Origin of the sequence: Marinobacter litoralis (assembly GCF_016427555.1) — a bacterium.
Classification (GTDB): Bacteria; Pseudomonadota; Gammaproteobacteria; order Pseudomonadales; family Oleiphilaceae; genus Marinobacter; species Marinobacter litoralis_A.
The window spans coordinates 124516-150096 of the sequence record NZ_JAELVS010000004.1 but is presented as its reverse complement, the minus strand read 5'-3'; the positions used below and the strand labels follow the sequence as shown (position 1 = coordinate 150096).

Here is a 25581-nt window from a genome sequence, read left to right as displayed (position 1 = left end):
TATTAATGCCCCCCTTGTCATGCAGGTTTAAGATGCCAACGTTATACTGTGTGAGTTAATGAATTTTGCCGCAGTGATTGCGGCCTGAATAACAAGGACCCGAATGGTTTCCAAGAAAAAAAATACACGGGATCCTCACGCGGATCGTGAGGCCCAGAAATACGAGAACCCCATCCAAAGCCGGGAGTTTATCCTCAATCACCTGAAGGAGCGTGGCGCCCCAGCCACCCACGAGACCCTGTGTCAGGAGTTGGGGCAGGCGACGGAAGAAGGCATAGAGGCGCTGCGCCGGCGCTTGATTGCCATGTGTCGTGACGGTCAGTTGATCTGTAATCGCCGGAATGCGTTTTTGCCTATCGAAGAGGCGGCATTGGTTACCGGCAAGATCTCTGGGCACCGCGACGGGTTTGGTTTTTTGATTCCCGATGATGGCAGTTCCGATCTGTTTTTGACCGCCCGCCAGATGCGCCAGGTTTTCCATGGTGATCGAGTGGCAGCACGAGTGGATCGTGTTGATGATCGTGGTCGCCGTGAAGGTGTGATCGTTGAGGTGTTGGAACACCGGACGGAACAGACCGTGGGGCGTTTCTTTAGAGAGAGCGGCATTGCGTTCGTTGTTCCTGAAAATGCGCGCATTAATCACGAAATTTTAGTGCCGGACGAAAATGTTGGCGCTGCCGTGCACGGCCAGTATGTGGTCGTTGAAATCTTGCGTCAGCCAACCATTCGAACCCAGCCCACCGGGCGGGTCGTTGAAGTGCTGGGCGAGCACATGGCGCCGGGCATGGAAATCGATGTCGCCATCCGCTCTTATGAGATTCCGCACAGTTGGTCGGAAGCTGTGGGCGAGCAAACCGCAGCGATCCCTGCGGAAGTGGAAGAGAAAGACAAAGCCAATCGCGTTGATATTCGAAACATGCGGCTGGTCACCATCGATGATGAATCAGCGCGCGATTTCGATGATGCGATCTACTGTGAGCCGCGTCCACGGGGTGGATATCGTTTGGTTGTAGCGATTGCCGATGTGTCGCACTATGTGCGTGCCGGATCCCCGCTCGATGAAGAAGCGTTTGAGCGTGGTAACTCGGTGTATTTTCCGGATCACGTGGTGCCGATGTTGCCGGAGAAGCTGTCGAACGGCCTGTGTTCGCTGAATCCGGGTGTCGATCGCCTGTGTATGGTGGCCGATATGACCATCAGTGCGGCTGGTAACATCAGTGGCTACACCTTCTATCAAGCGGTTATGCGCAGCCATGCACGACTGACTTATAACAAGGTCAGTACCATGCTCGAGCACCCGGATACTGAGCAGGGGTATCAGCTCAGTGCGCACTATGCCGACTTGTTGCCTCATCTCCACAATCTGTACGAGCTTTATAAGCTGCTGCGGAAAGCGCGGACCGAGCGCGGCGCCATTGATTTCGAAACCACCGAAACCAAGATCGTTTTCGATGCGCAGCGCAAAATCGAAGAGATTGTTCCGGTGCATCGAAACGATGCTCACAAGATTGTCGAAGAGTGCATGTTGTGTGCGAACGTAGCTACCGCGCGGTTCCTGAAAAAGCACAAAATGCCGGCGCTGTATCGGGTGCATGATGGCCCTTCCGAGGAGCGGTTGGCGAAATTGCGCCTGTTCCTGAGTGAGCTGGGGCTGCAGTTAGGTGGTGGTGATCGGCCAACATCGGCGGATTATCAGCAGTTGCTGTCTGAAGTTGCGGACCGCTCTGATGCCCATGTAATCCAGACCGTAATGCTGCGCTCGTTGAGCCAGGCGGTGTATAGCCCTGAAGAAAGCGGCCACTTCGGTCTGGGTTTTGCCAGCTACGCGCACTTTACGTCGCCTATCCGTCGATACCCGGACTTGGTGGTGCATCGGGCTATCAAGTCCTGCATTCATAACCCGGAAGTACAGAAGGATGTGGTGGCGCCACAAGAGCTGGATGCCGAGTTAGCGGCTTACCCCTACGATTACGCCAAAGTGGAGCAGCTGGGCGAGCACTGCTCGATGACGGAGCGCCGCGCAGACGATGCCACACGAGACGTGATGGCCTGGCTCAAGTGTGAATTCCTGAAAGACCACGTGGGCGAGGAATACGAAGGGGTGATTTCGGCGGTGGTGCCGTTTGGCTTCTTTGTAGAGCTGGCCGATATCTATATCGAAGGACTCGTGCATGTCTCGACGCTCAGCGGCGATTACTTTCATCACGATGCTGCCAAGCATCGGTTGATTGGAGAGCGTACCGCCGTTAGTTTCCGCTTGGGCGATGAGGTGAAGGTGAAGGTGGTGCGGGTTGGTCTGGAAGATCGCAAGATTGATCTGGAACTGACCAGCAAACCGCAAAAACGTACCGCGGACCGGGACGCGCTGGATGTTGCCAAGCGTGAACCGCGGGGTAAAGGTGATCGGGCCGATAAAGGCGGAAAGCGCGGCAAATCCGGAAAGCCGGCCAGTGCGAAAGAGCGTCTGGCCAGAGAGGCGGCGCGCGAAGCCTCGAAGAAGGGCGCAAAAGGCAAGACGGCCCCTGCCGGTAAAAAACGTAAAAGCCGCAAGTAACCAGTAACACAGGAATTGATCGCTAGTGTCTCAGGAATATGTATTTGGCTGGCATGCCGTGGATGCCGTACTGAAGCGGGAGCCGGAGCGTTTGCTGCGCGTGTGGATTCAAACCGGACGGCAGGACAAGCGCGTGAAATCGGTAACCGAGGCGCTGGACGGTTTGGGGGTGCGCTGGAGTGTTGTGCATCGCCGCGAGCTGGACGAGCGTGTTTCTGGCGTGCATCAAGGTGTGGTGGCCGAAGTCGCGGAGAGTCGCGAGTGGACTGAAGCGGATTTGCTGGCGCAATTGGCGTCGAGCAACAAGCCGCCGTTTCTGCTGGTGCTGGATGGCGTGACCGACCCCCACAATTTGGGTGCGTGCATGCGTACCGCTGATGCCGTTGGGGTTCAGGCTGTCATCGTGCCGAAAGACAAGTCGGCAAGTTTGACACCGGTGGCTCGAAAGGTTGCCTGTGGCGCCGCTGAAACCGTGCCGTTTGTTCGGGTGACCAATTTAGCTCGCTTTCTGCGCGAGTTGAAAGATCAGGGTGTTTGGCTCATTGGCACCGCGGGTGAGTCTGACGCCAACCTGTTTCAGGCGGACTTTAAAGGGCCTGTGGCGTTGGTCATGGGGGCCGAAGGTAAGGGTATGCGCCGCCTGACTCGCGAGCACTGCGATCAGTTGGTCAATATCCCGATGCTCGGCCACGTTGATAGTCTGAACGTTTCGGTAGCAACCGGGGTTTGTCTGTACGAAGCCTTGCGTCAACGAACCGGTTAATCCTTGCACGATACCCCTTGTAGGCATAGAATACGTCACCCCTTTTAGAAGGGGTGGTTTTGTATTGCCTGAATTCAGGGGATCAAAATCTCGCTTTTGATCAGGCGGTTTTATACAGAGCCCTGTTTATAAAGCAAAAAGAAACCGGCAGCTTAGCTGTCACCTCCTTGCTTTCCGTGCTTTGGAGCGGTTCCGAAAGGACCATCCGGGGTCGAAAGCTGTTTAACCCGTAGGGAGAACTCATGCGTCACTACGAAATCGTATTTATGGTACATCCGGATCAGAGCGAGCAAGTGCCCGCAATGATCGAGCGTTATACCGGCCTCATCACTGAAGATGGCGGTCAGGTACATCGCCTGGAAGATTGGGGCCGTCGTCACCTGGCATACCCGATCAACAAGATTCACAAAGCTCACTACGTGCTGATGAACGTTGAATGTTCACAGGCTGCGATGGACGAGCTGACTCATAACTTCCGCTTCAACGATGCGATCATCCGTGAGCTGATCCTGCGTCGCGACGAGGCTGTTACTGACCTGTCTCCGATGAAAGCCGCTGAGTCCCGTGAGGACCGTCGTTCCGGCGGAGATGATCGTCCACGCCGTTCGGCTGAGTCTGGCGAAAGCCAGAGCACTGAGTCCAAAGGCGAAGAAGAGTAATTCACCGGAGTTAGGAGTTAAGTTATGGCTCGTTTTTTCAGACGTCGTAAGTTCTGCCGCTTCACGGCAGAAGGTGTTAAAGAGATCGATTACAAGGATCTGGACACCCTGAAAGGCTACATCACTGAAACCGGCAAAATCGTGCCCAGCCGTATCACCGGCACCAAAGCACGTTATCAGCGTCAGCTGGCTACCGCTATCAAGCGTGCCCGCTACCTGGCACTGCTGCCGTATACGGACAGTCACGACCACTAAGCACAGATAGACAGGACCCGGGACCATGCGTGCACTGGCACAGTATGTAATGCGCGGTCCCATGCAGGCCGGCGGAGTTGCAGTAGTAACGACTATTGTTCCTTTGTTGTTCTGGATAGGCGCAGCAGTTACGGCCCTTGTCATTATGCGACAAGGAATTCGGCAGGGGCTCACCATTGGCCTCTGGGCAGTTTTGCCCGCATTGGGGTGGGCCGTATACGGCCAGAACCCGACAGCGCTGATTGTGCTGCTGCAAACGATGCTGATTGCATCGGTCTTCCGGGCATCGCTGTCCTGGGAAAACGCGCTGTTATCCGGCGCCTTTCTGACGATACTGACAGGCCTTATGTTGCCGGTCATGTATCCGGCACTGTTAAACGAACTTGTTCGAATCGGTGTCGAGTTTTACGACCAATACAACGCTGAAGTGGTTCAGGCTCTGGGCGGCGACCTGGAGCGAATCATCCGAAGCGCGATGAGCGCCAGTATGGCGGGCTCGGCTCTCGCGATAGCGATTGCCATGGCCATGTTGGCGAGATCCTGGCAGGCAGGGCTGGATAACCCCGGTGGTTTCCGGCGCGAGTTCCATGCGGTCAGGTTGTCGCCGGCCATCGCGGTGGTATGCGTTGTAACCATGATGTCGGGCTCTTTATTGGGGCTGAATCCGGTACTGTTGGCCTGGGCTGCAGGCACGCCACTTCTGGTGGCAGGTTTGGCTCTGGTGCACGGTGTGGTTGGTCGTAAGCAGTGGGGCGGTCAGGCGTTGCTCGCGTTTTACATTGTGTTGGGGCTGTTGGGTCTGAATCTAGTGATGCTGTTGTTGGTTCTGGCTTTTGTGGATAGCTGGCTGGATATTCGGGAGCGCATCGCGCCAACCGGACCGGCTGAATAAAGCACGAAGAGGTTAACGAGATGGAAGTTATTCTGCTCGAGAAAGTTGCAAACCTTGGCACTTTGGGCGACAAGGTAAATGTTAAGGCCGGTTACGGTCGTAATTTCCTGCTGCCGTATGGCAAGGCTGTGCCTGCCACGGAAGCAAACGTAAAGGCGTTTGAAGAGCGTCGCGCTGAGCTGGAAAAAGCCGCTGCTGAAAAGCTGTCTGCTGCCCAGTCCCGTGCAGAAGCTCTGGAAGGCGCATCCTTCACCATCACCTCCAAGGCTGGTGACGAAGGTAAGCTGTTCGGCTCTATCGGTGTTCGCGACATCGCAGAAGTTGTTTCTGCTGGCGGCACTGAAGTTGAGAAGAGCGAAGTTCGTCTGCCAGAAGGTCCTCTGCGGACAACTGGCGAGTACGACATCGAGCTGCAGCTGCACTCAGACGTTGAAGTTACCATCAAGCTGGCGGTTGTTGCCGAGTAATCGGTTTCACCACAGCTGGTAAGTTCAGCGACCGCTGAAGCGCTCGTTCTCAGCGGTCTACAACAAGCCCGAACCGGAAACGGTTTCGGGCTTGTTTGTTTCTGGTATTCTTGTAGGTCTGTTTTCATTCCTTACGTGTCTGGTGTCTATGGCAACTCCTTCTCCCAAACCTGCATCTATTGATTCAGAAACCAGTCGTATTAAAGTTCCGCCCCATTCGGTGGAAGCCGAACAGGCCGTATTGGGTGGCCTGATGCTGGATAATCGACGGTTCGACGAAATCTCAGAAATGATCTCGGCGGCCGATTTCTACCGTCAGGATCACCGCCTGATTTTCGGTGCCGTGGAGCGGCTGGCCAGCGAAAGTGAGCCGCTGGATGTGGTCACCTTGGCTGAATACCTCGAACGGGCCGGGGATATTGAAGACGCAGGTGGTCTTTCATACCTGGCAGAGTTGGCCGAGAAAACTCCGGGTGCTGCGAATATTGCGGCCTATGCTGACATCGTGCGCGAGCGGTCCGTCTTGCGTCAGCTGGTTGAAGTGTCTGGAAAGATTTCCGATTCGGCGTTTAATCCGTTGGGTCGAAAAAGTAGCGAAATACTCGACGAGGCCGAGCGCAGCGTCTTTCAGATTGCTGAGGCGCGCACCAAAGAAGGTTCTGGCCCTAAAGCCATCAATCCGATACTGGCCACCACCCTTAGCCGCATCGAGGAACTGTTCGAGTCGGGTGAGCAGACCACCGGATTGACCACCGGTTTTCGTGATCTGGATGACCAGACCTCCGGTATGCAGCCGGCCGATTTGATTATCGTGGCTGGTCGTCCGTCGATGGGTAAAACCACCTTTGCCATGAACATCGTGGAAAACGCGTTGATCAGTACCGGCACCCCGATCCTGGTGTTCAGTATGGAGATGCCCGCGGACGCGCTCGCCATGCGTATGTTGTCGTCACTCGGCCGTATTGACCAGACGAAAGTGCGTGGCGGTAAGCTTGAGGAGGATGACTGGCCGCGCCTGACATCGGCGGTCAGCTTGCTGAAAGACAAGCCGCTGTATATCGATGACACGCCTGGGCTGAGCCCCACAGAAATGCGGTCACGAGCACGTCGGGTTGCTCGGGAAAATGGCGGAAAAATCGGTCTGATCATGGTGGATTACCTGCAGTTGATGCGGGTGCCCGGTAACACCGAAGGGCGAACGGCAGAAATCTCCGAGATTTCGCGATCGTTGAAAGGTATCGCCAAGGAACTGAGTTGCCCGGTGGTGGCGCTGTCCCAGCTGAACCGTAGTCTTGAGCAGCGTCCCAACAAACGCCCTGTAAACTCCGACCTCCGGGAATCCGGTGCGATCGAGCAGGACGCCGACGTGATCATGTTCGTGTATCGGGATGAGGTTTATAACGAAGACACTCAGGACAAAGGCATCGCCGAAATTATTATCGGTAAGCAGCGGAACGGGCCGATCGGCACCATCCGCCTGGCCTTTATTGGTAAGTACACCAAGTTCGAAGACTTGGCGCACGGGGATTACGGTGATTACGGTGGTGACTATTAATGCCTCGCGCAACTGTTGCCAGAATTGATCTGGATGCTTTGAAGTACAACTATCAAGTGGCCCGGGCCAAAGCAGGCTCGGCCCAGGCGATGGCTGTGGTCAAGGCCGATGGTTACGGCCATGGCATACAAACTGTTGCCAAGGCGTTGGCCACCGATGCCCGAAAATTTGCAGTGGCTTGTCTGGAAGAAGCGCTTGAAATACGGTCGGCGGGTTTGAACCAGTCGGTGGTGATGCTACAAGGCGTTCACAGTTGCGAGGATATGGTGCTGTGTTCGCAGCAGGGCTTCGAACCGGTGCTGCACAACAATCTGCAACTGGAATGGCTGGCCGCTGACCGCGCTCCGGCGTATTGGCTGAAAGTGAATACGGGCATGAACAGGTTAGGTTTCAGGCCGGCCGAGTTGCCTGCGGTTATGGCGAAGCTTGAGCAGTCCGGGCTGCACCATGAGCTTCAGGGTTTCGTTACTCATTTTGCCTGCGCAGACGACACCTCGAGCCCCATGACTCAAGAGCAGACCCGGAGTTTCGAGCAAGCCACAAAGGCCTGGCCTTCCTTGATGCGAAGCGTAGGCAACTCCGCTGCACACTTCCTGCCTGATCAGCCGCTGTATGACTGGAGCAGACCCGGCATTATGCTTTACGGTGCCTCTCCCATGATCGGCAGAACTGGCGCGGACTTGGGGCTCAAGCCGGTGATGACACTTGAGGCGCCCTTAATCACGACACGGATTGTACAGCCCGGAGAGTCCATCGGGTACGGTTCAACCTGGGTGGCCGAATCCGAAACTCGCATGGGAATGGTCGCGATCGGGTATGGCGATGGGTATCCCCGCCACGCCGGTACCGGCACGCCCGCAGCCGTTCGAGGGCAGCGTATAGGCCTGCTAGGCCGGGTTTCAATGGATATGTTGGCCGTTGATTTAACGGGTGTTCCAGAGGCTCAGGAAGGCGACATGGTGGAGTTGTGGGGGAAGACCGTCAGCGTGGATGAGGTGGCTGCGTGTGCTAATACCATCGGATACGAACTGCTGACCGGGGTGACGGCGAGGGTGCCCCGGGTCCGCCGGTAAACGGCAGCCCGGTTGTGTTGGCCGAAATTACTGGGCTTCCGGCTCGTGAATGATTTCTTCGATAAAATCCAGGATGGATGCCAGACTGCGGTCGTTCAGCTTTTTAAGGACTTTATGAACCACCATTTTGCTGCCTTTAAGCATGCTGCTGATGCCCATTTTGGCCATACTCATGGTCATGTTGCCGGCATTCAGGCGCCGTAGCGGTTCCAGAAAAAAGAAATCAAGGCCGTTTTCGGTCAGGTCGACAATCAGGTTGTACAGCTTGTCGATGGCTTCCTTATCGGCTTTCCCGCGAGCTTTCAACTCGCTAACCGTATATAGAGCACGGGTGCGGAGTTCATCCGGGATGGGGGCAACAATGTGGCTTTGTTGTTTCAGCATGATCAGTCCTGGTGTTGTATGCTCATGGTTCCGGCGCAAGGGCGTTGCTGCGCAGAGCGTGGTTCAAACTGACAATAAGTCAGTTGTTATACGATACGATGAATGGTGCAGTAAAACCGCCGCTAAGGCCATTGGCCCTAACGTGGATTAACCTGTCATATCAGCGAAATTCGGAGGTAGTGGATTCCCGTGCATGTCTTAGTTGTTCACGATTACGGCCCATTAGGCCGGGTGCTTCTTGATCGCCTGAAAAACTCGCACCTTCGGGTCAGTCCTCTGCTGATCAGCGATCCTGCCCGGGTTGACCTGCATGCGCTGGCAAGCTGGATTCCGAACGACACCGATTTAATCGTGAACGCGTTGTGGCTGGGTGACCCCGAGAAGGCAGAAGCCGAGCGTGAAGCAACTCATGAGGCGGCATTCTCCTTGCCGCTGGCTCTCGCAGGCCATGCCCTGGATCGTGGCATGGCCATGCTTCAGTTGTCGTCGTGCTATGTATTCGATGGCCGCAAACAAGATGCTTATATCGCCTCCAATCCCGGCCAGCCCATCAATGAGTTAGGGCGTTGGCAATGGGAGTGCGAACAGGCGTTACGCAGCCAGTTGCCCCGGCATATTATTTTGCGAACCGGGTGGAGTCTGGCCCGGATTGCGAAGAAAGTGTATGAAAACAGTGCCAATGCCGATGCGCTGCCATTGCCGGGCCGCTGTTATGGGCAACCGGTGGCGGTGAAAGATCTGGCGAGGGTAATGGCCGCCATCATTATGCAGCTGGATTGCGGTGCGGAAGCCTGGGGCACTTACCAATATGCGGGCGCCGAGGAGATATCCTTGTACGAACTCGGGTTGTCAATCGCAGACATGCCGGGTATTCCTGAGGGCATTCGGGTTGTGGATGAAAACCCGGACTGGGGACACCTTGAACCGATGAACACAACCATGGTGTGCACCAAGATACGCAACACCTTTGGCATAAAACAATTGCCGTGGCGGCGTTGGCTGGAAGAAGAGTTTCTGATGGCGACCGCCGCTGAAAAAAACGAAAACGAGCCCGCTCAATAAGCTAGGCTCGTATGGCGTTCAGGCCTGTGATGAACGGCAGGCTTGTTTGCTGACTTCGTGAGTCACAGTCTGCAAAGCTTCTACGTCTAGAAGTTCAACCTCTCGCCCTTTCGCACGTAAGATGCCCTGGCTTTGGAAGCGCGTGAACACGCGACTGACGGTTTCCACCGCGAGCCCCAGAAAATTGGCAATGTCGTTACGGGGCATGGGCAAAGTGAAAGTCGTGCCTGACATCCGGCGACGGCGGAATCGGCTGGATAGCGACAGCAACAGTGCCGCGATTCGCTCTTCCGCGGTATTTTTGCTGAGCAGCAGGGCGAGCTGATGGCTGCTCTGGATTTCCTTGCTCATCAATTGGTACATGTGGTGCTGGAGCTCAGGCAATTTGAGGGTCAGCTCTTCCAGCTTATCCATGGGGAACTCACACAAGCTGGTACGCTCGAGGGCTTTGGCTGTACAGGCGTACTGATCGCTGCCCAGACTATCCAGACCGACGAGCTCTCCCGGCATGAAAAAGCCTGTCACCTGTTCTTCGCCGCTCTCTGTGATGATAGAGGTTTTGATCGAGCCGCTTTTCACCGCAAAGCAGGATTTGACCGGTGTGCTTTGGTCGAAAACGTGCTCGCCGCGGTTGTAGATTCTACCCTGCTGAACAATATCCTCCAGGCTATCCAGATCGTTTTCCTCGACAGCCAGTGGCAGGCAAAGATTGCTCAGGCTGCATTGGTTGCACGAGGCCTTGAGCGGTGAAACGGAGCGAAGAGGAATTGCCTTAGCCATAACCAACAGACCTGAAATAAAGGATGTAAACAAACAGCCCGCCGATACCGGTAACGGCGGGTTGTTGAGCGCCAAGCAAGTATATCAAAAGAAGATAGCTTTATACTGAATGTTCTAGCTAGCTGTATTTGTGCGTAATTCTGAAAGGTTATTGCTTGCGCCCTTTCTGTTTGCGTTTCTTCTCCTGGGTTTCTTTGGCCGCGGCTTCGGCCTCGGCTAAAGCCCGGGCTTCCGCTAATTCTTTCTCGACCATGGCGGGGGTTTCCAGAGAAATCCTACCAATGGTGCCGGCTCGGAACTCGTTGATGAGTACCTCGGAAACCTTGTGTAGATCAGGGACACCGCCGCGGCCCAGGAAGCGCCGTTTGGCTGCAATGGCATCCATTAACGCCAGGCCGTCTTGAGGGCGTTGATCAAGGCCGTATCGGGACATAGCCAGCTCAGGGTAAGCACTTACCAGATAGTCCGCCTCAAACACGGCAACGTCTTCAAAATCCAGCACAGCGCTGCGAATGGCGCCACTAACGGCAAGGCGGTAGCCACACTGCTCGGGCGACAATTTAGGCCAGAGAAAACCAGGCGTGTCGTACAGCAGAACGTTGTCCGGGAGTTTGATGGCTTGTTGGGCACGTGTTACTGCTGGTTCGTTACCGGTTTTCGCTGCGGGTCGGCCCGCTAAAGTATTAATCAAGGTGGACTTGCCAACGTTTGGAATGCCCAGAATCATCACTCGCAACGCGCTTTTCTGGCGGTCGTGGTTCGGGGTCATTTCCTCGGCGAGCTTGAGAATGTTCAAGGCTTCCTGGCGCTGGTTATGAGTCAGGGTGATAGCGCGTACCCCTCGTTCCTGTTCAATCCATTCCAGCCATTGATCGGTGATTTCCGGATCCGCCAGGTCCCGCTTGTTCAGCACTTTGATCAGAGGCGTATCGCCACGCAACGATGGCACCAGCGGGTTTTCGCTGCTGAAGGGGAGTCGTGCGTCAACCACCTCGATGATGAGGTCCATCTGGGGCATGACTTTTTTGATCTCCTTGCGGGCCTTGTGCATATGCCCGGGAAACCAGTTAATGGCCATGATGTCTGCTCCGTATGGTGGGTAAAGCCGCCATTATGCAGTGGAATGACTAAATTTTCACATTGTCAAAATGCCGGAGTGGCGCGGGGTGTGGGCGGATGCTTCCCGAAACTGTACAAAAAGCAGGGGGATCGGGGTGAAATCGCCTGCTGGAATGATTTAGGGTGTAAAGCACTGAAACTAAAATGGACCCTATTGTGGTGAAGTGACCACTCACGTTTGGAGCGTTTTATGAAACTGAAAAAAATTATTGGATCGGCCTTGGTAGCCATTAGTTTGTCGATGCCGGCATTTGCCCAGCAGGGGCAAACAGACCAGGTTGCTCAATTGGCGCAGATGGTAGGCTTGTCCGATGACCAGCAGGCGGAGATCCGCGACATCATCAGCGAAATGGAAGGCGAGTTAGGTGAGCTGCGCCAGGACGCTCAGGGGCTTCAGCGTGAGCTGCAAGGCGAAATCAGAGCGGATTACGATGAAGATGCCATTCGTTCCCAAGCTGAAAAACTGGGCGATGTAACCGGAAAAATTGCCGCGCTTTCTGCGTTGATGCAAGCCAAAGTGGATGCTGTTTTCACCAAAGAGCAGCGTGACGAGCTCGACCGCAAAATGAAGCAAATGCAGCAACAGATGCAGCAACAAATGCAACAGCGTCAGATGCAGTCTCAGTAATCGTTCATTACTGGTGGTAATTCCGAGGCACCCCGGCCGTGGGTGCCCGGCCTCTTCTTTTTATTTTCTGATTTCTCCCCGCGTTTGCTGTAACGATTCTGAAATAGCTCGAAAAATCTCAGTAATGGAATAATGGCCTAGAGCTTCTATAGTGTTGCTAGGTGCATTTGCTTCTGTGCGGAAATGTAAAATCGCAAATTGGAACTTCTTATTTAACAAAAGGATGGGTGTCATTTTATGGCTTCGGATAAGAAAGCGATGCGGTCTACGATATTGGTGCCGGTGTTTATACCCGCCGTTGTCGTGGCGCTGCTACTGGTCGTCGGAACAATCAGCAATCCGGAACTGGCGGGCGAAGCATTCAGTGCCACGCTGAGCTGGATCACGGAGACATTCGGTTGGTTCTACATGCTCTCGGTGGCCATCTTTCTGGTTTTTATTGTTTCTGTAGGTGCTTCCAAATGGGGCAACATCAAGCTCGGCCCAGACCATGCCGAGCCGCAATACTCCTTCCCTGAATGGTTCGCGATGCTGTTTTCTGCGGGTTATGGCATCGCTTTGTTGTTCTTTGGCGTGGCGGAACCGGTTTTACACTATGCCGCTCCGCCTGCGGGTGCAGCAGAAACCGTAAACTCGGCAAAACAAGCCATGCAAATCGCGTTCTTCCACTGGGGCTTCCACATCTGGGCCATATACGGTTTGGTGGGCCTTGTGCTAGCGTATTTTGCTTTCCGTCATGGCTTACCGCTTTCGATTCGTTCCGCACTGTATCCGTTAATCGGTGAGAAGATCTATGGCCCGTTGGGGCATGTGGTGGATGTGTTTGCCATCCTCGGAACCATGTTCGGTATCGCCACCACGTTGGGGTTATCGGTCACTCAAATCAATGCGGGTATTAATTACCTCTGGTCTGATGTTCCCATCAACACAACCGTACAAATTATCGCGATTGCAGTGATAACCGCAGCCGCAACCGTGTCCGTTGTGGCCGGTATGGATAAGGGGGTAAAGCGACTGTCCATCCTTAATATGGTTTTGGCCATTTCTCTGATGCTATTCGTGTTTATCGTCGGGCCGACCATCCACATACTGGAAACCTTCCTGCAGAACACCGGCAGTTATCTGAGTGGCATTGTTGAGCGCACCTTTAACTTGCAAGCCTATACCCGCAGCGACTGGATCGGTAACTGGACGCTGTTCATCTTCGGCTGGACCATCGCCTGGGCCCCGTTTGTCGGGATGTTTATTGCGAAAATCAGTCGCGGGCGCACCATCCGGCAGTTTGTGTTTGGCGTGATGCTGGTGCCGTCGGTGTTTACCTTCTTGTGGTTCTCGGTTTTTGGCGATACGGCCCTCACGCTCATTATGAACGAGGGGTTAGATACTCTGATCAACGATGTCCAGGCCGACCATGCCGTGGCTTTGTTCAAGCTGTTTGATGTGTTGCCCTGGTCGTTCTTTATCTCATTGCTGACTGTGCTATTGATCGTGACATTCTTTGTTACCTCATCGGACTCCGGTTCCCTGGTGATCGATTCGCTTGCCTCCGGTGGTGTTATTGAAACGCCTGCCTGGCAGCGTGTGTTCTGGGCGGTATTGGAAGGTGCGGTCGCGTCGGTCTTGTTGTTGGCGGGTGGTTTGAGCGCCTTGCAGACTATGACCATTGCCAGCGCATTGCCGTTCGCCATCATCATGCTGATTGCCGCGATTGGCATGTGGCGGGCGCTGGTGATCGAAGGGCACCGTGAAACCAGTTTGCAGGCCCACGTCAGCAGCAACCGACACATGACCGGGGCGCAATGGAAGCATCGATTGGCGGCTATGGTGGACTTTCCCTCGCGCCAAGATGTGGTCACCTACATTGAAGGCACCGTGATGGAGGCCATGCGGGACGTTGAGAAAGAGTTAACGGCGCAGGGTTGGAGTGCTTCCGCCGAATTCGATTCTGAAAACGAGCGCTCGCATTTGATGGTGCATCGTAAGAACCACGTGGATTTCGTTTACGACATTCGCTTAACCGAGCACGCCATGCCGGGGTTTGTTTACGGCGAGCTTAAACGGGACCCGGACAAGCCGGACGTCTACTTCCGGGCGGAGGTGTATCTGCGCCGGGGTGGCCGGGCCTACGATATTTACGGGTATGACAAAGACGATGTGATCAAGGATATTTTGGACCAGTTCGAGAACTATCTGCACTTCCTCGATATATCCCCGGGCAAGCTGCCGTGGGAAATGGCCGAACACGATGAAATGATCAGTACGCCAGACAACCCGGAACCCGGGAAAGCCTGATATAAAAATACCGCCGGAGCGAGGCTTCGGCGGTATTTTCAAAAACGGCTTAATCGACGTGCTTGACGGGAATTTGCATAGCCTGAGAGGACGCGGGAACTTCCGGTACCGTCAGCCCCAGGTTGTTCTTGTCAAACACCCGGTCGGCCCGGTAACTGGAACGCACCATTGGCCCTGAGGGCACCTCCATGAAGCCTTTCTCCAAACCGATCTCACGGAACCGGTTGAACTCTTCCGGTGTCACGTAGCGCTCTACCGGCAGGTGATTCGGGGTAGGGCGGAGGTATTGGCCCAGCGTCAGAATGTCTACGCCAATGGCGCGCAAATCGTCCATCGTCTCGAGGACTTCTTCTTCCGTTTCACCAAGACCCAGCATCAGGCTGGTTTTGGTGAGTACGTCTGGCCGGTGTTTCTTGGCGTGAGCAAGAACGCTCAAGGTCTTTTCGTAGCCGGCGCGCGGGTCACGCACGCGGCTGGTCAGGCGTTTGACGGTTTCCACGTTCTGGGCGAATACATCCAGACCGGAATCCACCACCTTCTCCACATCACTCATTACCGCATCGAAATCCGGTGTCAGAGCTTCCACAGCAACTTCCGGTGTGCGCTGCTTGATAGACGATACACAGGCGGCGTAGTGGGCGGCTCCGCCGTCTTCCAGATCGTCCCGGTCTACGGACGTAAGTACGATGTAGCGCAGGCCCATCAGTTCAACGGACTTGGCCGTGTTCTCGGGTTCTTCCGGGTCCAGCCAGCCTTTCGGATTGCCGGTATCAACCGCGCAGAATTTACAGGCTCGGGTACAAACCGAACCCATAACCATGATAGTGGCGGTGCCGTTGGTCCAGCATTCACCGATGTTCGGGCAGTGGGATTCCTGGCAAACCGTGCTTAAGCGGTGCTCTGACACGTTGCGACGTACCGCTTCGAAACGTTCCCCGCCGGGCATACGCGCTCTCAGCCATTTTGGCTTGCGCTCCAGAGGCTTGTCTTCCGCATTCGAGGCCGTTCGCTTCACACCGTCTTTGATGGCGGCGAAACCGTGTTCGTTGCGGAATTTGGAACCACTGGTAATGCGGGGTTTTGCGCTGTCGCTCATGGCGTCGGGAGCTCTCGAATCAGATAAGGTGAGCTCTAAAGGTTAAAGGGCGGGGCGTGCAGTTACAAGGTGGATACGGGCAATCACGAGGGTACCGGGCACGACTTTGGTCGTACCCGGTTGGTGAAGATCAGGCCTGGGACTTTTCCAGAGCCTGCGCAACGTCGGCAATGATGTCGTCAACATCTTCGATGCCGATAGACAGGCGGACCAGATCTTCGCTGACACCGGCGCTCTTCAGTTCGTCGGCATCAAGCTGACGATGGGTTGTAGTGGCCGGGTGACACGCCAGAGACTTGGCATCGCCAATGTTGACCAGACGCAGGATCAGGTCGAGTGCATCGATGAACTTGGCGCCTGCTTCGCGGCCACCTTTGATGCCGAAGCTCAGAATGCCCGAGGCCTTGCCGTCGCAGATCTTTTCACAGGTAGCTTTATACGGGCTGTCGGCCAGACCAGCGTAGTTGACCCACTCAACCGAGGGGTGATCCTGCAGGAACTGGGCGACTTTCTCGGCGTTCGAGCAGTGGCGCTCCATCCGCAGTGCCAATGTCTCCATGCCCTGCATAATCAGGAAAGAGTTGAATGGTGACAACGCAGAACCCGTGTTACGCAGCGGCACTACACGGCAGCGGCCGATGAAGGCGGCTTCGCCCAGTGCTTCGGTGTAGACCACGCCGTGGTAGGACGGGTCTGGCTCGTTCATCATCGGGAACTTGTCGGCGTTGCCTTTCCAGTCAAACTTGCCGGAATCCACAACAATGCCTGCTACCGTCGTTCCGTGACCGCCAATGTACTTGGTCAGGGAGTGAATCACGATGTCGGCGCCGTGTTCGAATGGGCGACACAGAACCGGCGTGGCGACGGTGTTATCCACAATCAGGGGAATGCCGTGCTTGTGGGCAATTTCGGCCCACTTCTGGATATCGACAACGTTGCCGGCAGGGTTACCGATAGACTCGCAGAACAGGGCGCGAGTCTGGTCGTCGATGGCGTTTTCCAGAGCGTCGTAATCGTCGTGGGCGACCATTTTGCAGGTGATGCCCTGGTTCGGCAGCGAGTGTGCAAACAGGTTGTAGGTACCGCCATACAGCTGGCCGGTACTGACGATGTTGTTACCTACGCGGCAAATGGTTTGCAGGGCATAGGTGATGGCTGCCATGCCGGAAGCAACGGCCAGCGCGCCAATACCGCCTTCCAGTGCGGCCATGCGTTCTTCAAGAACCGAGTTGGTCGGGTTCATGATGCGGGTATAAATGTTGCCCTGAACTTTCAGGTCAAACAGATCAGCGCCGTGCTGGGTGTCGTCAAAGGTGTAGGATGTGGTCTGGTAAATCGGCGTGGTTGCGGCCTTGGTGGTCGGGTCGCTTTTAAAGCCTGCGTGCAGGGCGAGAGTTGCTGGTTTCATGACAACAGTCCTTGCTGATGAGTTGTTCGTTATTGGCTAAGGAGGCCGAGTATGCCACAGGCCGCCAGGATCGAATAGGTAGTGTTACGTAATGCGCGTTCCCGCGGCGATCTAGGTCATCGCACCGTAAACCAAAGCTCTTAACTCTTGCCGGATCGGATAGGAGGATGATGGCATCAGCTGTGTCATGAAGATAACCGCCAGATCTTCTTCGGGGTCTACGAAAAAGCTGGTGCTGGCTAACCCGCCCCAACCAAATTCGCCTTCCGTTCCTACCGTGTGTGAGGCCGGAACGTCGGTTTTGACTGAAAAGCCCAGCCCAAATCCGCTGCCTTGGTAAGGCGTTTCGCTAAAGCCGCCAACTGACAGTGCGGGCAGGTCCTGGTTGCCGGGCAAGTGGTTGCGGCACATGAACGCCAGTGTTTTGCGGCCGATAATGCGCCGGCCCTGAAATTCGCCACCTTGACACAGAGCTTGCGCGAACTTGTGATAGTCGTCGATGGTAGACACCAGGCCGCCGCCCCCGGAAAGGAAGCGTGGTGTTTTCAGGTACTTCGAGCGTTCGGGGTCGTCCTGAAGCTTCATGGAGTCGCCGGGCTGATACAGATAACAGGCCGCAAACCGGTGTTGCTGGTCAGCGCGAACATGAAAGCCCGTGTCGGTCATGCCCAGTGGCTTGAAGATGTGTTCGTCAAAGTAGTCATCCAGCGACTGGCCAGAGAGCAGCTCTACCAAATACCCGAGCACATCGGTGGATACCGAATAATTCCAAGCGGTTCCGGGTGAGAATTCCAGAGGCAGTTCCGCCAGCCGGTTGACCAGCTTGTCCAGTGTGAGAATGGAGCTGCCATCCAGCTTAAGTTGCCGATACGCCGCATCGACCTCGGTGCGCTCGGTAAAGCCGTAGGTCAGCCCGGAGGTGTGAGTCATCAGATCCCGAATGGTCATCGTTGTGGTGGCCGGTTCGGTTTCGAAGTTCGGATAGCTGCCGCTTTTGTACACCCGCCGATTGCGCCAGGACGGAATGTACTTGTGCACCGGGTCGTTGAGCAGGAATTTGCCCTGTTCGTACAGTTGCATCATGGCTATAGAGGTGACCGGTTTGGTCATTGAATAGATGCGGAACAGGGTGTCGCGCTGCATAGGGCGGTTGCGTTCAACGTCCATCAGCCCCTGCGCCTGTGTCCAGACCACTTTGCCGTGACGGGCCACGAGAGTGACCGCGCCGGGCAGTTTGCCGGGCTGGATGTAACGTTCATCGAAATGGCGGGTGATTCGGTCAAGGGTATTGATGGACAAACCGGACGCGATGTTTTCGGACATGGCAGCAGATTCCAGAAGGTATGAGCAAAAAAAAAGCCCAACTCTTTCGAGTCGGGCTTTTAGAATACTGGTAGCAAGGGGCGGAGTCGAACCGCCGACCCCAGCATTATGAGTGCTGTGCTCTAACCAACTGAGCTACCTTGCCAAATCGTTTCGGGGATCACCCCAAACGAGGCGCGTATTTTCGGCATTTGGCTTCAAGCTGTCAAGGCTTCTAAGCCAAAATTTCCGAAAATTTACACGTTAAAGCGGAAGTGGATGACATCGCCGTCTTGAACGATGTATTCCTTGCCCTCCAAGCGCCATTTGCCGGCTTCTTTTGCACCGGCTTCGCCGTTGTATTGTACGAAGTCGTCATAGCTGATCACTTCGGCACGGATGAAGCCGCGCTCAAAATCGGTGTGAATAACACCGGCGCCCTGAGGGGCCGTTGCGCCAACGCGAACGGTCCAGGCGCGCACTTCTTTCACGCCAGCGGTGAAGTAGGTCTGTAAGTCCAGAAGCGCATAGCCAGCGCGGATAACGCGGTCGAGGCCCGGCTCTTCCATGCCCATTTCATCCAGGAACATGGCCTTTTCATCGTCTTCCAGTTCGGAGATTTCGGCTTCGATCTTGTTGCAGATGGGGACGACAACCGCATTTTCAGACGCAGCAATATCACGCACAACGTCAAGGTGAGGGTTGTTCTCGAAACCGTCTTCGCTGACGTTGGCGATGTACATGGTCGGTTTGATGGTCAGCAGGCACAGCTCACGAATCAGCGCCAGCTGATCGTCATCGAGGTTCATGCTGCGCACCGGCTTGCCTTCGTTCAGTACCGGCAGCAGTTGTTCGAACATCTCGAGCTGGGCTTTGGCGTCTTTGTCACCGCTTTTGGCAACACGCTGTACCCGTTTGATGGCTTTCTCGACGGTATCGAGGTCGGCAAGGGCGAGCTCGGTGTTGATGATCTCGATGTCGGAAGCCGGATCAACTTTGTTGGCAACGTGGATCACATTGCTGTCTTCAAAACAGCGAACAACGTGTGCGATGGCATCAGTCTGGCGGATGTTGGCCAGAAACTGGTTGCCAAGGCCTTCGCCTTTGGATGCGCCAGCAACCAGGCCGGCGATGTCTACGAACTCCATGGTGGTCGGCACCACGCGCTCGGGTTTGACGATCTCCGCCAGTTTGGTCAGGCGTGGGTCGGGCATGGCCACCACGCCGGCGTTTGGCTCGATGGTGCAGAACGGGAAGTTCTCGGCGCCAATACCGGCTTTGGTGAGTGCGTTGAACAAAGTTGATTTGCCGACGTTTGGTAAGCCGACAATGCCGCAGTTAAATCCCATGGAATGCCTCTGCTGGAACTGATAATTTGCGCGGATTATACCGGTGTATCGGTATAGGTGCGAGTAAGGGGTTGTGACCTGTTCAGGCCGTAGGCTTGAAGCTGTGCAGGCGGTTCATAGCCGCTGCAAGTTTGCCGGTGGCGGCGTCGGGCAGTACGCGCATGATTTCTGCGGTGACGGCATTGAGTTCTTCGGTTTCTTTTTTACCGAGACGGCCGAGCACGTAGCCGGTTACCTTGCGGCTGTCGCCGGGATGGCCAATGCCAATACGAAGGCGCTGGAAGTCTTTGGTACCCAGATGTGCGATCGCATCGCGCAACCCGTTGTGGCCGCCATGGCCGCCGCCTTTCTTAAGCTTGGCTGTGCCGGGGGCGATATCGAGTTCGTCGTGGGCAATCAGGATGTTTTCAGGCGCGATCTTGAAGAAATCCGCGAGTGCCTTGATGGCCAGGCCGCTGCGGTTCATGAACGTGCTGGGGTTGAGCAGATGCAGGTCCAGGCCCTGCCAATGGATGCGAGCGTAAAGCCCGTGGTACTTCTTTTCGGGGCGGAGCGTCTGACCCGCATCGCGGGCCAGCGCTTCGACGAACAGGGCGCCGGCATTGTGGCGGGTATTCTCGTAGTCGGCACCGGGATTACCCAAGCCAACCACCATGACAATATCCTGTGCCATATGCCAGTCCCTCCGGAGTAATTACTCCTCGCCGCCTTCCTCGGCTTCTTCAGCGTCTTCCGCGTCATCAGCCTTGGCGCCTTTCGGCTTCTGGATAGACACAACAGCCTGGTCGTGCTCAGAATCGTGCTGCAGAGCCGGAATGCGAACGCCTTCTGGCAGTTTCAGGTCGCTCAGGTGAACAACTTGATCCAATTCCACGTCGGTCAGATCGATCTCGATGAACTCTGGCAGGTCCTTAGGCAGACACGCTACTTCAACTTCGGTCAGCAGACGGAAGGCTACGCCACCGAAAGTCTTGATCGCAGGAGCGGTGTCTTCGTTCACGAGGTGAACAGGAACCTGAACAGTGATCTCGTGGTTCTTGTCTACACGCATGAAGTCAGCGTGGATCAGGCGCAGCTTGTACGCGTGACGCTGCAGATCCTTCAGGATAACGCTTTCTTTTTTGCCGTCCAGATCGATGGTCAGGATCTGAGAGAAGAAAGATTCGTTTTCCAGAGCTTTTTTCAGCTCGTTTTCCCAGATAGAAATGGAAACGGCTTCTTTGCCTTCGCCATAGATGATTGCTGGGATTTTCTTTTCCTCACGACGCAGGCGGCGGCTCGCACCTCTCCCCTGATCGTCACGAGGAAATGCTTCAATAACAAATTCCTGGGACATGATATGTACCTCAATCGTCATCTGAACAGCCCGCGACCAGGCATTTGAACAGATGATGTTTTTTGAATAGCCCGAGAGTTATTTCTCCGGCTGACTAAAAGAGTCGGGAGCCTAGTTAGGCTCCCGACTCTGATACGGCTTCAGCGTTATTTAACTGATTGAGTGAGCGCTGTATTCCGGAGGTTCCGAATTACATGTTCTCAAACAGAGCGCTGATAGATTCTTCGTTGCTGACCCGGCGAATAGATTCTGCCAGCAGGCCAGCCATACTGAGGACGCGGATTTTATCACAATTCTTCGCTTTGTCACTCAGCGGGATCGTGTCGCAGACAACCAGTTCGTCCAGCTCAGATCCGTTAATGTTCTCAATGGCAGGGCCAGACAATACCGGGTGAGTAATGTAGGCAACAACCTTTGAAGCGCCGCGGTTTTTCAGGGCTTCAGCGGCCTTGCACAGGGTGCCGGCGGTATCCACGATGTCGTCCACCAGAATGCAGGTCTTGTCGGCTACATCACCGATGATGTGCATAACCTGAGAAACGTTGGCTTTCGGGCGACGTTTGTCGATGATGGCCAGGTCGGCATCATCCATGCGCTTGGCAACGGCACGGGCTCGCACAACACCGCCAACGTCGGGGGATACCACAACAAAGTTTTCGAAACGCTGCTTCTCGATGTCTTCCATCATCACCGGTGTGGCGTAGATGTTGTCCACCGGAATGTCGAAGAAGCCTTGAATCTGGTCAGCGTGCAGGTCAAGCGTCAGTACACGATCCACGCCGATGCTGGAGATCATGTCGGCAACGACTTTGGCGCTGATAGCAACACGCGTAGAGCGAACGCGACGATCCTGGCGCGCATACCCGTAATAAGGGACAACTGCCGTGATTCGTGATGCAGAGGCGCGACGCAGGGCGTCAGCCATCACGATCAGTTCCATCAGGTTGTCGTTGGTTGGGTAGCAGGTGGGCTGAATGATGAATACATCATGGCCACGTACATTCTCATTGATCTCAACGGTGGTTTCACCATCGCTGAAGCGGCCAACTGTGGCTTCGCCCATGGGAATGTGGAGTTTCTTTGCGATTGCTTTGGCAAGCTCAGGATTGGCGTTGCCAGCGAAGATCATCAGTTTTGACACGAAGGCATCCTTCTCGGTATCGGCGTTTGATTCAGAAGAAGCGGGAGAAAGGTGGCTGGGGTGGCAGGATTCGAACCTGCGCATGACGGGATCAAAACCCGTTGCCTTACCACTTGGCGACACCCCAGTATCGTGCTTTTTTGGCATCATCTTAGCTCTGTTAGCTTTGTGTGAAGCGGTGAAATGTTCACCCCTTTAGCTACGAACCCCTTGATGCCGGAGGGTTTGCTTTCCCAGATGATCCGCGCTGCGGATTCTGTAGGGAAACGTCCAAAAATGCAAGCCCCGGTTCCGGTTAATCTTGCAGGTCCGAATTGTGCAAGCCATTCCAGGCTTCGGTCAACCTCAGGATACAGTTCACGAACTACATCCTCGCAGTCATTTCGGTACCTCGAGGCGTCTCCCTCAAAAGCGGGGCGTATTTTCATTTTTGGGGTGTCTCTTGTCAACCCTTTTTCTGAAAAAATCTTTCCGGTGTTGATTTCGCAATTTGGTTTTAGCACCAGAAACCAGTCCTGGGGCGGGTTTGCGGGCGTCAGGATTTCTCCCACGCCTTCGCCGACCGCTGCTTTGCCGCGAACAAAAACGGGCACGTCGGCACCCAAGGTCAGGCCAATTTGGGCTAGCTCGTCTTCACTCAGGTTCAAGTTCCAAAGATAGTTCAAACCGAGCAGAGTGGTAGCGGCATTGGAGCTGCCGCCGCCTAATCCGCCGCCCATGGGCAAATGTTTGTTCAGATTGATGCTGATTCCCGGTAAGGCATCCGGACTGCGGGCGGCCAGAGCCTTGGCCGCCCGGATGATGAGATTCTGATCATCGGGCACGCTGGCTATGGAGTTTTCAAGGCGCACCCCGGGCTGTTCCGGGGTTAACGTGAAGGTCAGTTCGTCGCCGTAGTCCAGAAACTGAAACAGGGTTTGGAGTTCGTGATAACCGTCCGGGCGTTGGCCGGTGATGTGCAAAAACAGGTTCAGCTTTGCCGGCGAGGGCAGGGTGATGCGGGTGGTCACTGGGTTAGTCCTCGCGTTGCCATTGACTAATAACGACACGGACTCGTTTATCGTCTTTCAAGGCCGTTATTCGTGCCGGCAGTTCGGGCAGGCTGTCCACGAACGAGTGCCATCGATCGTAGCGGATCTCCCAGCCATTCTGTTCGAGAATGGCCAGCTTGTTGCGTTCATCAAACAACAGGCGGAAGTCTCCGTCGGGTGCGGGCAGGCCTTTGATCCACCACGTCAGGTTATCGATGGGCAGTTGCCAGCCTGTGGCCGCCTTGATCAGCTTTTCCGGCTCCGAGGACTGATAGCTGTCGCCGTTGGGCATGGTCAGATGAATGTAGCCCGGTACGCCTTTTAATTGGGTGCTACCCATACCAAGAAATGACGACGACAACGCCAGTTCGTAGACCTCGTCGCGTTGCTGCCAGCGATTGATCACCGCTGTGCCGCTGTCGGAGGGTTGTTTGACGGCCAGTTTGCCCGACAGCAACCAGTGGTTGAATCTGGTGAGCTTGTCCGAGCGAGCCGCCCATTCTGCGGGTGGCTGCTCCGTCATGCCCTCGGGCAAGGGTTCCAGCTGTATGGTGGTACAGCCCGTTATTGAAATAAGCAGGGCTAGCAGGGGGAGTGTTCTGCGAATCATTCTTCGCTCCCTTCGTTGGTCAGGCGCTCGATGGTTTCGAGAAGGATCTCGTGATCAGGGTCGTTATCCAGACCTTCTTCCCAGACAATCCGGGCTTGCTCCTCTTCGCCGATGCTCCACAGGGCTTCGCCGTAATGGGCCGATACTTCCGGGTCTGGGTAGGCGCCCCAAGCTTCTGACAGGTAATCCAGCGCTTCCATTGTGCGGCCTTGCTTGAATAACACCCACCCCATACTGTCCAGAATGGCAGGGTTGTCCGGGTCGAGAGCAAGGGCGCGCTCGATGTAGCCCTGAGCTTCCTGAAGGCGATCGGTTCGTTCGGTCAATATGTAACCGAGCGCGTTCAGGGTAATAGAGCTGGCCGGCTCAATGTCCAGAATGGCTTTGAGGTCTTGTTCTGCCGCACTTGTTTCGCCCTTGGCGTCGAGCAGCATGGCCCGCGCGTATCGGGCCTCAACGTTTTCCGGGTGCTGCTCAAGGGCTGCATTGGTGGCGGCCAGGGCTTTTGCCTTCTCGTTTTGATCAATCAACAGATTGATTTCCAGTAGCCAGAACTGCTCGGCTTGTTCGGGGTTGTTGGCCCGAAGGGCGTGCAGGTGGCTGATGGCCTCGCTCAGCTCCCCTGATTGTGCTTTCAGCTCACTGGCCCGTGACAGGGATGGGAAGTAGTAGTTGCCATCTTCCACGCTTTGATAGTGGTTGATAGCCAGCTCGAGGTTTCCGGCTTCCTCCTCAATTCGGCCCAGATAATACTTGGCTTCATTGGTGTGGTGGCCTTGCTCAGCAAGCGCGGTAAGCTCGGCGCGCGCGATGGCAGGCTGTTGGTTTTCCAGTGCAACCAAAGCGTGTGACAGCTTAAGCCCGGGCACGTCGGGGTGGCGTTCAACCAAGCGTTGAAACTCGTCCTGTGCGGCTTGCAGCTTCTGTTCGTTAATCAGGATGCGGCCGTACAGCGTGCCCATTTGGCGATTGTCCGGGAATCGCCGGGTATGGGTCGTGAGGTAGTTCAGCGCCGTTTTTGTCTGGCCGGTTTGGTAAAGCAGATCACCCTTTAGTGTAATGGCGGGCTGAAAATTCGGATGCCCGCCAAGCAGTGTTTCCAGCCGGTCAAGGCCATCCTGGGGAGCGCCGGTTACCTTCATCAGCAGAGCGATGCCGTACTCGAGATCCGGGGTGTTCGGGTGGCGCTCCGCCAGGCGCAAGTACAGCGCCAGGAGTTCCTGTTGTTGTGCCGGAGGAAGTTGTGTGGCCATGGCAGCGAGGCTGTCAAAGTCAGCGTCTTCGCCTTGGTTCATGATCTCTTCCATGTGATACAGGGCGGTTTCCAGGTTCTGTCGTTTGACCGCTTGAATGGCAGCCACGCGGTGAGCCTGAATATTATCGGGCGATTTTTCGAGCCACAGGTTAGCCAGCTGTTGTTGGGCGTTGTCGGCATTGAGTGTTTGAGCGATGCGCATGGCCCGTTCGATCACGCCATCATCTTTAGACGATTTTGCGGCCTGAAGATAGTTGACCAGGGTGACGTCGTAGCGGCCTCGTTGCGCTGCGATTTCCGCTGACAGGAGTTGATAAAGCACCTCGGGCTCGAAGTCGGCGTATTCGATGTCGGTTTGTTCAGGTGCGGGGGTAGTAGCGGGCTCGGGGGCCGGTGGTTGTGAGGATGACCCTGAAAAGCTGGAACAGCCGGATAAAGTGGCGAAGGTAATTCCCAGCAGGCAGGTGGCCAGGTATGGTGCGTTTCTTTGCATGCAACGTCCTGTGAGCTCGAGGCTGTGTTTCAGAATGACCGTTATTTGCCTGATAAAATTGAGGCAGATCGGATCGT

Annotated in this window: 24 protein-coding genes and 2 tRNA genes; 11 read left to right on the top strand and 15 right to left on the bottom strand. The window is 55.4% G+C overall.

The annotated features are described in order from the left end of the window. The first annotated feature begins 103 nt into the window (after nt 1-103). From rnr to alr, 8 genes are all read left to right on the top strand, one after another. Nucleotides 104-2554 carry a ribonuclease R gene (rnr, locus tag JAO79_RS12660; RefSeq protein WP_199007623.1) on the top strand — a complete coding sequence of 817 codons (2451 nt, stop codon included), beginning with the start codon at nt 104-106 and terminating at the stop codon, nt 2552-2554. A gap of 25 nt (nt 2555-2579) precedes the next feature. Further along, a complete protein-coding gene (rlmB, locus tag JAO79_RS12655; RefSeq protein ID WP_199007622.1) occupies nt 2580-3317 on the top strand; it encodes a 23S rRNA (guanosine(2251)-2'-O)-methyltransferase RlmB in 738 nt (245 codons plus the stop codon). 242 nt (nt 3318-3559) lie between these two features. Then, the gene (gene rpsF / locus JAO79_RS12650) at nt 3560-3976 is read left to right on the top strand and encodes a 30S ribosomal protein S6 (RefSeq protein WP_199007621.1); all 417 of its coding nucleotides are present in this window, start codon (nt 3560-3562) and stop codon (nt 3974-3976) included. A gap of 24 nt (nt 3977-4000) precedes the next feature. Beyond that, nucleotides 4001-4231 (top strand): 30S ribosomal protein S18, encoded by a 231-nt coding sequence (gene rpsR, locus JAO79_RS12645; RefSeq protein ID WP_008937282.1) that lies wholly within the window; start codon nt 4001-4003, stop codon nt 4229-4231. 25 nt (nt 4232-4256) lie between these two features. Continuing rightward, a complete protein-coding gene (locus JAO79_RS12640) occupies nt 4257-5123 on the top strand; it encodes a hypothetical protein (RefSeq protein WP_199007620.1) in 867 nt (288 codons plus the stop codon). A 20-nt stretch (nt 5124-5143) separates the two neighbouring features. Next, a complete protein-coding gene (gene rplI / locus JAO79_RS12635) occupies nt 5144-5590 on the top strand; it encodes a 50S ribosomal protein L9 (RefSeq protein WP_199007619.1) in 447 nt (148 codons plus the stop codon). A 148-nt stretch (nt 5591-5738) separates the two neighbouring features. Further along, complete coding sequence (gene dnaB / locus JAO79_RS12630) at nt 5739-7145, top strand: replicative DNA helicase (RefSeq protein ID WP_199007618.1); 1407 nt, start codon at nt 5739-5741, stop codon at nt 7143-7145. Next, the gene (alr, locus tag JAO79_RS12625) at nt 7145-8218 is read left to right on the top strand and encodes an alanine racemase (protein WP_199007617.1); all 1074 of its coding nucleotides are present in this window, start codon (nt 7145-7147) and stop codon (nt 8216-8218) included. The genes dnaB and alr overlap by 1 nt, the downstream gene beginning before the upstream one ends. Before the next feature lie 27 nt (nt 8219-8245). Here the strand turns inward: alr and JAO79_RS12620 are convergent, their stop codons facing one another. Then, nucleotides 8246-8602 carry a hypothetical protein gene (locus JAO79_RS12620; RefSeq protein ID WP_199007616.1) on the bottom strand — a complete coding sequence of 119 codons (357 nt, stop codon included), beginning with the start codon at nt 8600-8602 and terminating at the stop codon, nt 8246-8248. Nucleotides 8603-8791: 189 nt separating this feature from the next. Here JAO79_RS12620 and JAO79_RS12615 point away from each other — a divergent pair, with 189 nt between their 5' ends. Beyond that, the gene (locus JAO79_RS12615; protein WP_199007615.1) at nt 8792-9664 is read left to right on the top strand and encodes a sugar nucleotide-binding protein; all 873 of its coding nucleotides are present in this window, start codon (nt 8792-8794) and stop codon (nt 9662-9664) included. Nucleotides 9665-9682: 18 nt separating this feature from the next. Here the strand turns inward: JAO79_RS12615 and fnr are convergent, their stop codons facing one another. Together fnr and ylqF are read right to left on the bottom strand one after the other, a co-directional pair. Beyond that, nucleotides 9683-10444, bottom strand: a complete 762-nt coding sequence (gene fnr / locus JAO79_RS12610; protein WP_199007614.1) for a fumarate/nitrate reduction transcriptional regulator Fnr — start codon at nt 10442-10444, stop codon at nt 9683-9685. A gap of 148 nt (nt 10445-10592) precedes the next feature. Continuing rightward, nucleotides 10593-11522 (bottom strand): ribosome biogenesis GTPase YlqF, encoded by a 930-nt coding sequence (ylqF, locus tag JAO79_RS12605; protein WP_199007613.1) that lies wholly within the window; start codon nt 11520-11522, stop codon nt 10593-10595. A 231-nt stretch (nt 11523-11753) separates the two neighbouring features. On the opposite strand from ylqF, the gene JAO79_RS12600 reads away from it, so the two are divergent. Continuing rightward, nucleotides 11754-12191: a Spy/CpxP family protein refolding chaperone gene (locus tag JAO79_RS12600; protein ID WP_199007612.1), complete on the top strand. Its 438-nt coding sequence runs from the start codon at nt 11754-11756 to the stop codon at nt 12189-12191. A 237-nt stretch (nt 12192-12428) separates the two neighbouring features. Further along, nucleotides 12429-14483 carry a BCCT family transporter gene (locus JAO79_RS12595; RefSeq protein WP_199007611.1) on the top strand — a complete coding sequence of 685 codons (2055 nt, stop codon included), beginning with the start codon at nt 12429-12431 and terminating at the stop codon, nt 14481-14483. 49 nt (nt 14484-14532) lie between these two features. Here the strand turns inward: JAO79_RS12595 and lipA are convergent, their stop codons facing one another. The 12 genes from lipA to JAO79_RS12535 all read right to left on the bottom strand — a co-directional run bounded on the left by lipA (nt 14533) and on the right by JAO79_RS12535 (nt 25504). After that, entirely contained in the window at nt 14533-15579 is a 1047-nt protein-coding gene (gene lipA / locus JAO79_RS12590) for a lipoyl synthase (RefSeq protein WP_199007610.1), read from the bottom strand. Nucleotides 15580-15709: 130 nt separating this feature from the next. Next, entirely contained in the window at nt 15710-16987 is a 1278-nt protein-coding gene (locus JAO79_RS12585) for an O-acetylhomoserine aminocarboxypropyltransferase/cysteine synthase family protein (RefSeq protein WP_199007609.1), read from the bottom strand. Nucleotides 16988-17098: 111 nt separating this feature from the next. Then, the gene (locus JAO79_RS12580) at nt 17099-18310 is read right to left on the bottom strand and encodes a serine hydrolase domain-containing protein (RefSeq protein ID WP_199007608.1); all 1212 of its coding nucleotides are present in this window, start codon (nt 18308-18310) and stop codon (nt 17099-17101) included. A 68-nt stretch (nt 18311-18378) separates the two neighbouring features. Further along, nucleotides 18379-18455, bottom strand: a tRNA-Met gene (locus JAO79_RS12575). 91 nt (nt 18456-18546) lie between these two features. Then, nucleotides 18547-19638 carry a redox-regulated ATPase YchF gene (gene ychF / locus JAO79_RS12570; protein WP_199007607.1) on the bottom strand — a complete coding sequence of 364 codons (1092 nt, stop codon included), beginning with the start codon at nt 19636-19638 and terminating at the stop codon, nt 18547-18549. 82 nt (nt 19639-19720) lie between these two features. Further along, nucleotides 19721-20311: an aminoacyl-tRNA hydrolase gene (gene pth, locus JAO79_RS12565; protein ID WP_199007606.1), complete on the bottom strand. Its 591-nt coding sequence runs from the start codon at nt 20309-20311 to the stop codon at nt 19721-19723. Nucleotides 20312-20332: 21 nt separating this feature from the next. Then, nucleotides 20333-20974 carry a 50S ribosomal protein L25/general stress protein Ctc gene (locus JAO79_RS12560; protein ID WP_199007605.1) on the bottom strand — a complete coding sequence of 214 codons (642 nt, stop codon included), beginning with the start codon at nt 20972-20974 and terminating at the stop codon, nt 20333-20335. A gap of 190 nt (nt 20975-21164) precedes the next feature. Next, nucleotides 21165-22115, bottom strand: a complete 951-nt coding sequence (locus JAO79_RS12555) for a ribose-phosphate diphosphokinase (RefSeq protein WP_199007604.1) — start codon at nt 22113-22115, stop codon at nt 21165-21167. 52 nt (nt 22116-22167) lie between these two features. Further along, a tRNA-Gln gene (locus JAO79_RS12550) sits at nt 22168-22242 on the bottom strand. Between the two features lie 19 nt (nt 22243-22261). Next, nucleotides 22262-23125, bottom strand: a complete 864-nt coding sequence (gene ispE / locus JAO79_RS12545; protein ID WP_199007603.1) for a 4-(cytidine 5'-diphospho)-2-C-methyl-D-erythritol kinase — start codon at nt 23123-23125, stop codon at nt 22262-22264. Between the two features lie 4 nt (nt 23126-23129). Further along, on the bottom strand, nt 23130-23756 hold the full coding sequence (gene lolB / locus JAO79_RS12540; protein WP_199007602.1) for a lipoprotein insertase outer membrane protein LolB: 627 nt from the start codon (nt 23754-23756) through the stop codon (nt 23130-23132). Beyond that, nucleotides 23753-25504 (bottom strand): tetratricopeptide repeat protein, encoded by a 1752-nt coding sequence (locus JAO79_RS12535; protein WP_199007601.1) that lies wholly within the window; start codon nt 25502-25504, stop codon nt 23753-23755. Before JAO79_RS12535 ends, lolB begins: the two co-directional genes overlap by 4 nt. Nucleotides 25505-25581 lie beyond the last annotated feature (77 nt).

Bases quoted from the DNA above. Each gene is read 5' to 3' on its own strand.
- rnr (WP_199007623.1), top strand. From the start codon at position 104: ATGGTTTCCAAGAAAAAAAATACACGGGATCCTCACGCGGATCGTGAG.
- rpsF (WP_199007621.1), top strand. From the start codon at position 3,560: ATGCGTCACTACGAAATCGTATTTATGGTACATCCGGATCAGAGCGAG.
- rpsR (WP_008937282.1), top strand. From the start codon at position 4,001: ATGGCTCGTTTTTTCAGACGTCGTAAGTTCTGCCGCTTCACGGCAGAA.
- JAO79_RS12640 (WP_199007620.1), top strand. From the start codon at position 4,257: ATGCGTGCACTGGCACAGTATGTAATGCGCGGTCCCATGCAGGCCGGC.
- rplI (WP_199007619.1), top strand. From the start codon at position 5,144: ATGGAAGTTATTCTGCTCGAGAAAGTTGCAAACCTTGGCACTTTGGGC.
- dnaB (WP_199007618.1), top strand. From the start codon at position 5,739: ATGGCAACTCCTTCTCCCAAACCTGCATCTATTGATTCAGAAACCAGT.
- alr (WP_199007617.1), top strand. From the start codon at position 7,145: ATGCCTCGCGCAACTGTTGCCAGAATTGATCTGGATGCTTTGAAGTAC.
- JAO79_RS12620 (WP_199007616.1), bottom strand. From the start codon at position 8,602: ATGCTGAAACAACAAAGCCACATTGTTGCCCCCATCCCGGATGAACTC.
- fnr (WP_199007614.1), bottom strand. From the start codon at position 10,444: ATGGCTAAGGCAATTCCTCTTCGCTCCGTTTCACCGCTCAAGGCCTCG.
- ylqF (WP_199007613.1), bottom strand. From the start codon at position 11,522: ATGGCCATTAACTGGTTTCCCGGGCATATGCACAAGGCCCGCAAGGAG.
- JAO79_RS12600 (WP_199007612.1), top strand. From the start codon at position 11,754: ATGAAACTGAAAAAAATTATTGGATCGGCCTTGGTAGCCATTAGTTTG.
- JAO79_RS12595 (WP_199007611.1), top strand. From the start codon at position 12,429: ATGGCTTCGGATAAGAAAGCGATGCGGTCTACGATATTGGTGCCGGTG.
- lipA (WP_199007610.1), bottom strand. From the start codon at position 15,579: ATGAGCGACAGCGCAAAACCCCGCATTACCAGTGGTTCCAAATTCCGC.
- JAO79_RS12585 (WP_199007609.1), bottom strand. From the start codon at position 16,987: ATGAAACCAGCAACTCTCGCCCTGCACGCAGGCTTTAAAAGCGACCCG.
- JAO79_RS12580 (WP_199007608.1), bottom strand. From the start codon at position 18,310: ATGTCCGAAAACATCGCGTCCGGTTTGTCCATCAATACCCTTGACCGA.
- ychF (WP_199007607.1), bottom strand. From the start codon at position 19,638: ATGGGATTTAACTGCGGCATTGTCGGCTTACCAAACGTCGGCAAATCA.
- pth (WP_199007606.1), bottom strand. From the start codon at position 20,311: ATGGCACAGGATATTGTCATGGTGGTTGGCTTGGGTAATCCCGGTGCC.
- JAO79_RS12560 (WP_199007605.1), bottom strand. From the start codon at position 20,974: ATGTCCCAGGAATTTGTTATTGAAGCATTTCCTCGTGACGATCAGGGG.
- lolB (WP_199007602.1), bottom strand. From the start codon at position 23,756: ATGATTCGCAGAACACTCCCCCTGCTAGCCCTGCTTATTTCAATAACG.
- JAO79_RS12535 (WP_199007601.1), bottom strand. From the start codon at position 25,504: ATGCAAAGAAACGCACCATACCTGGCCACCTGCCTGCTGGGAATTACC.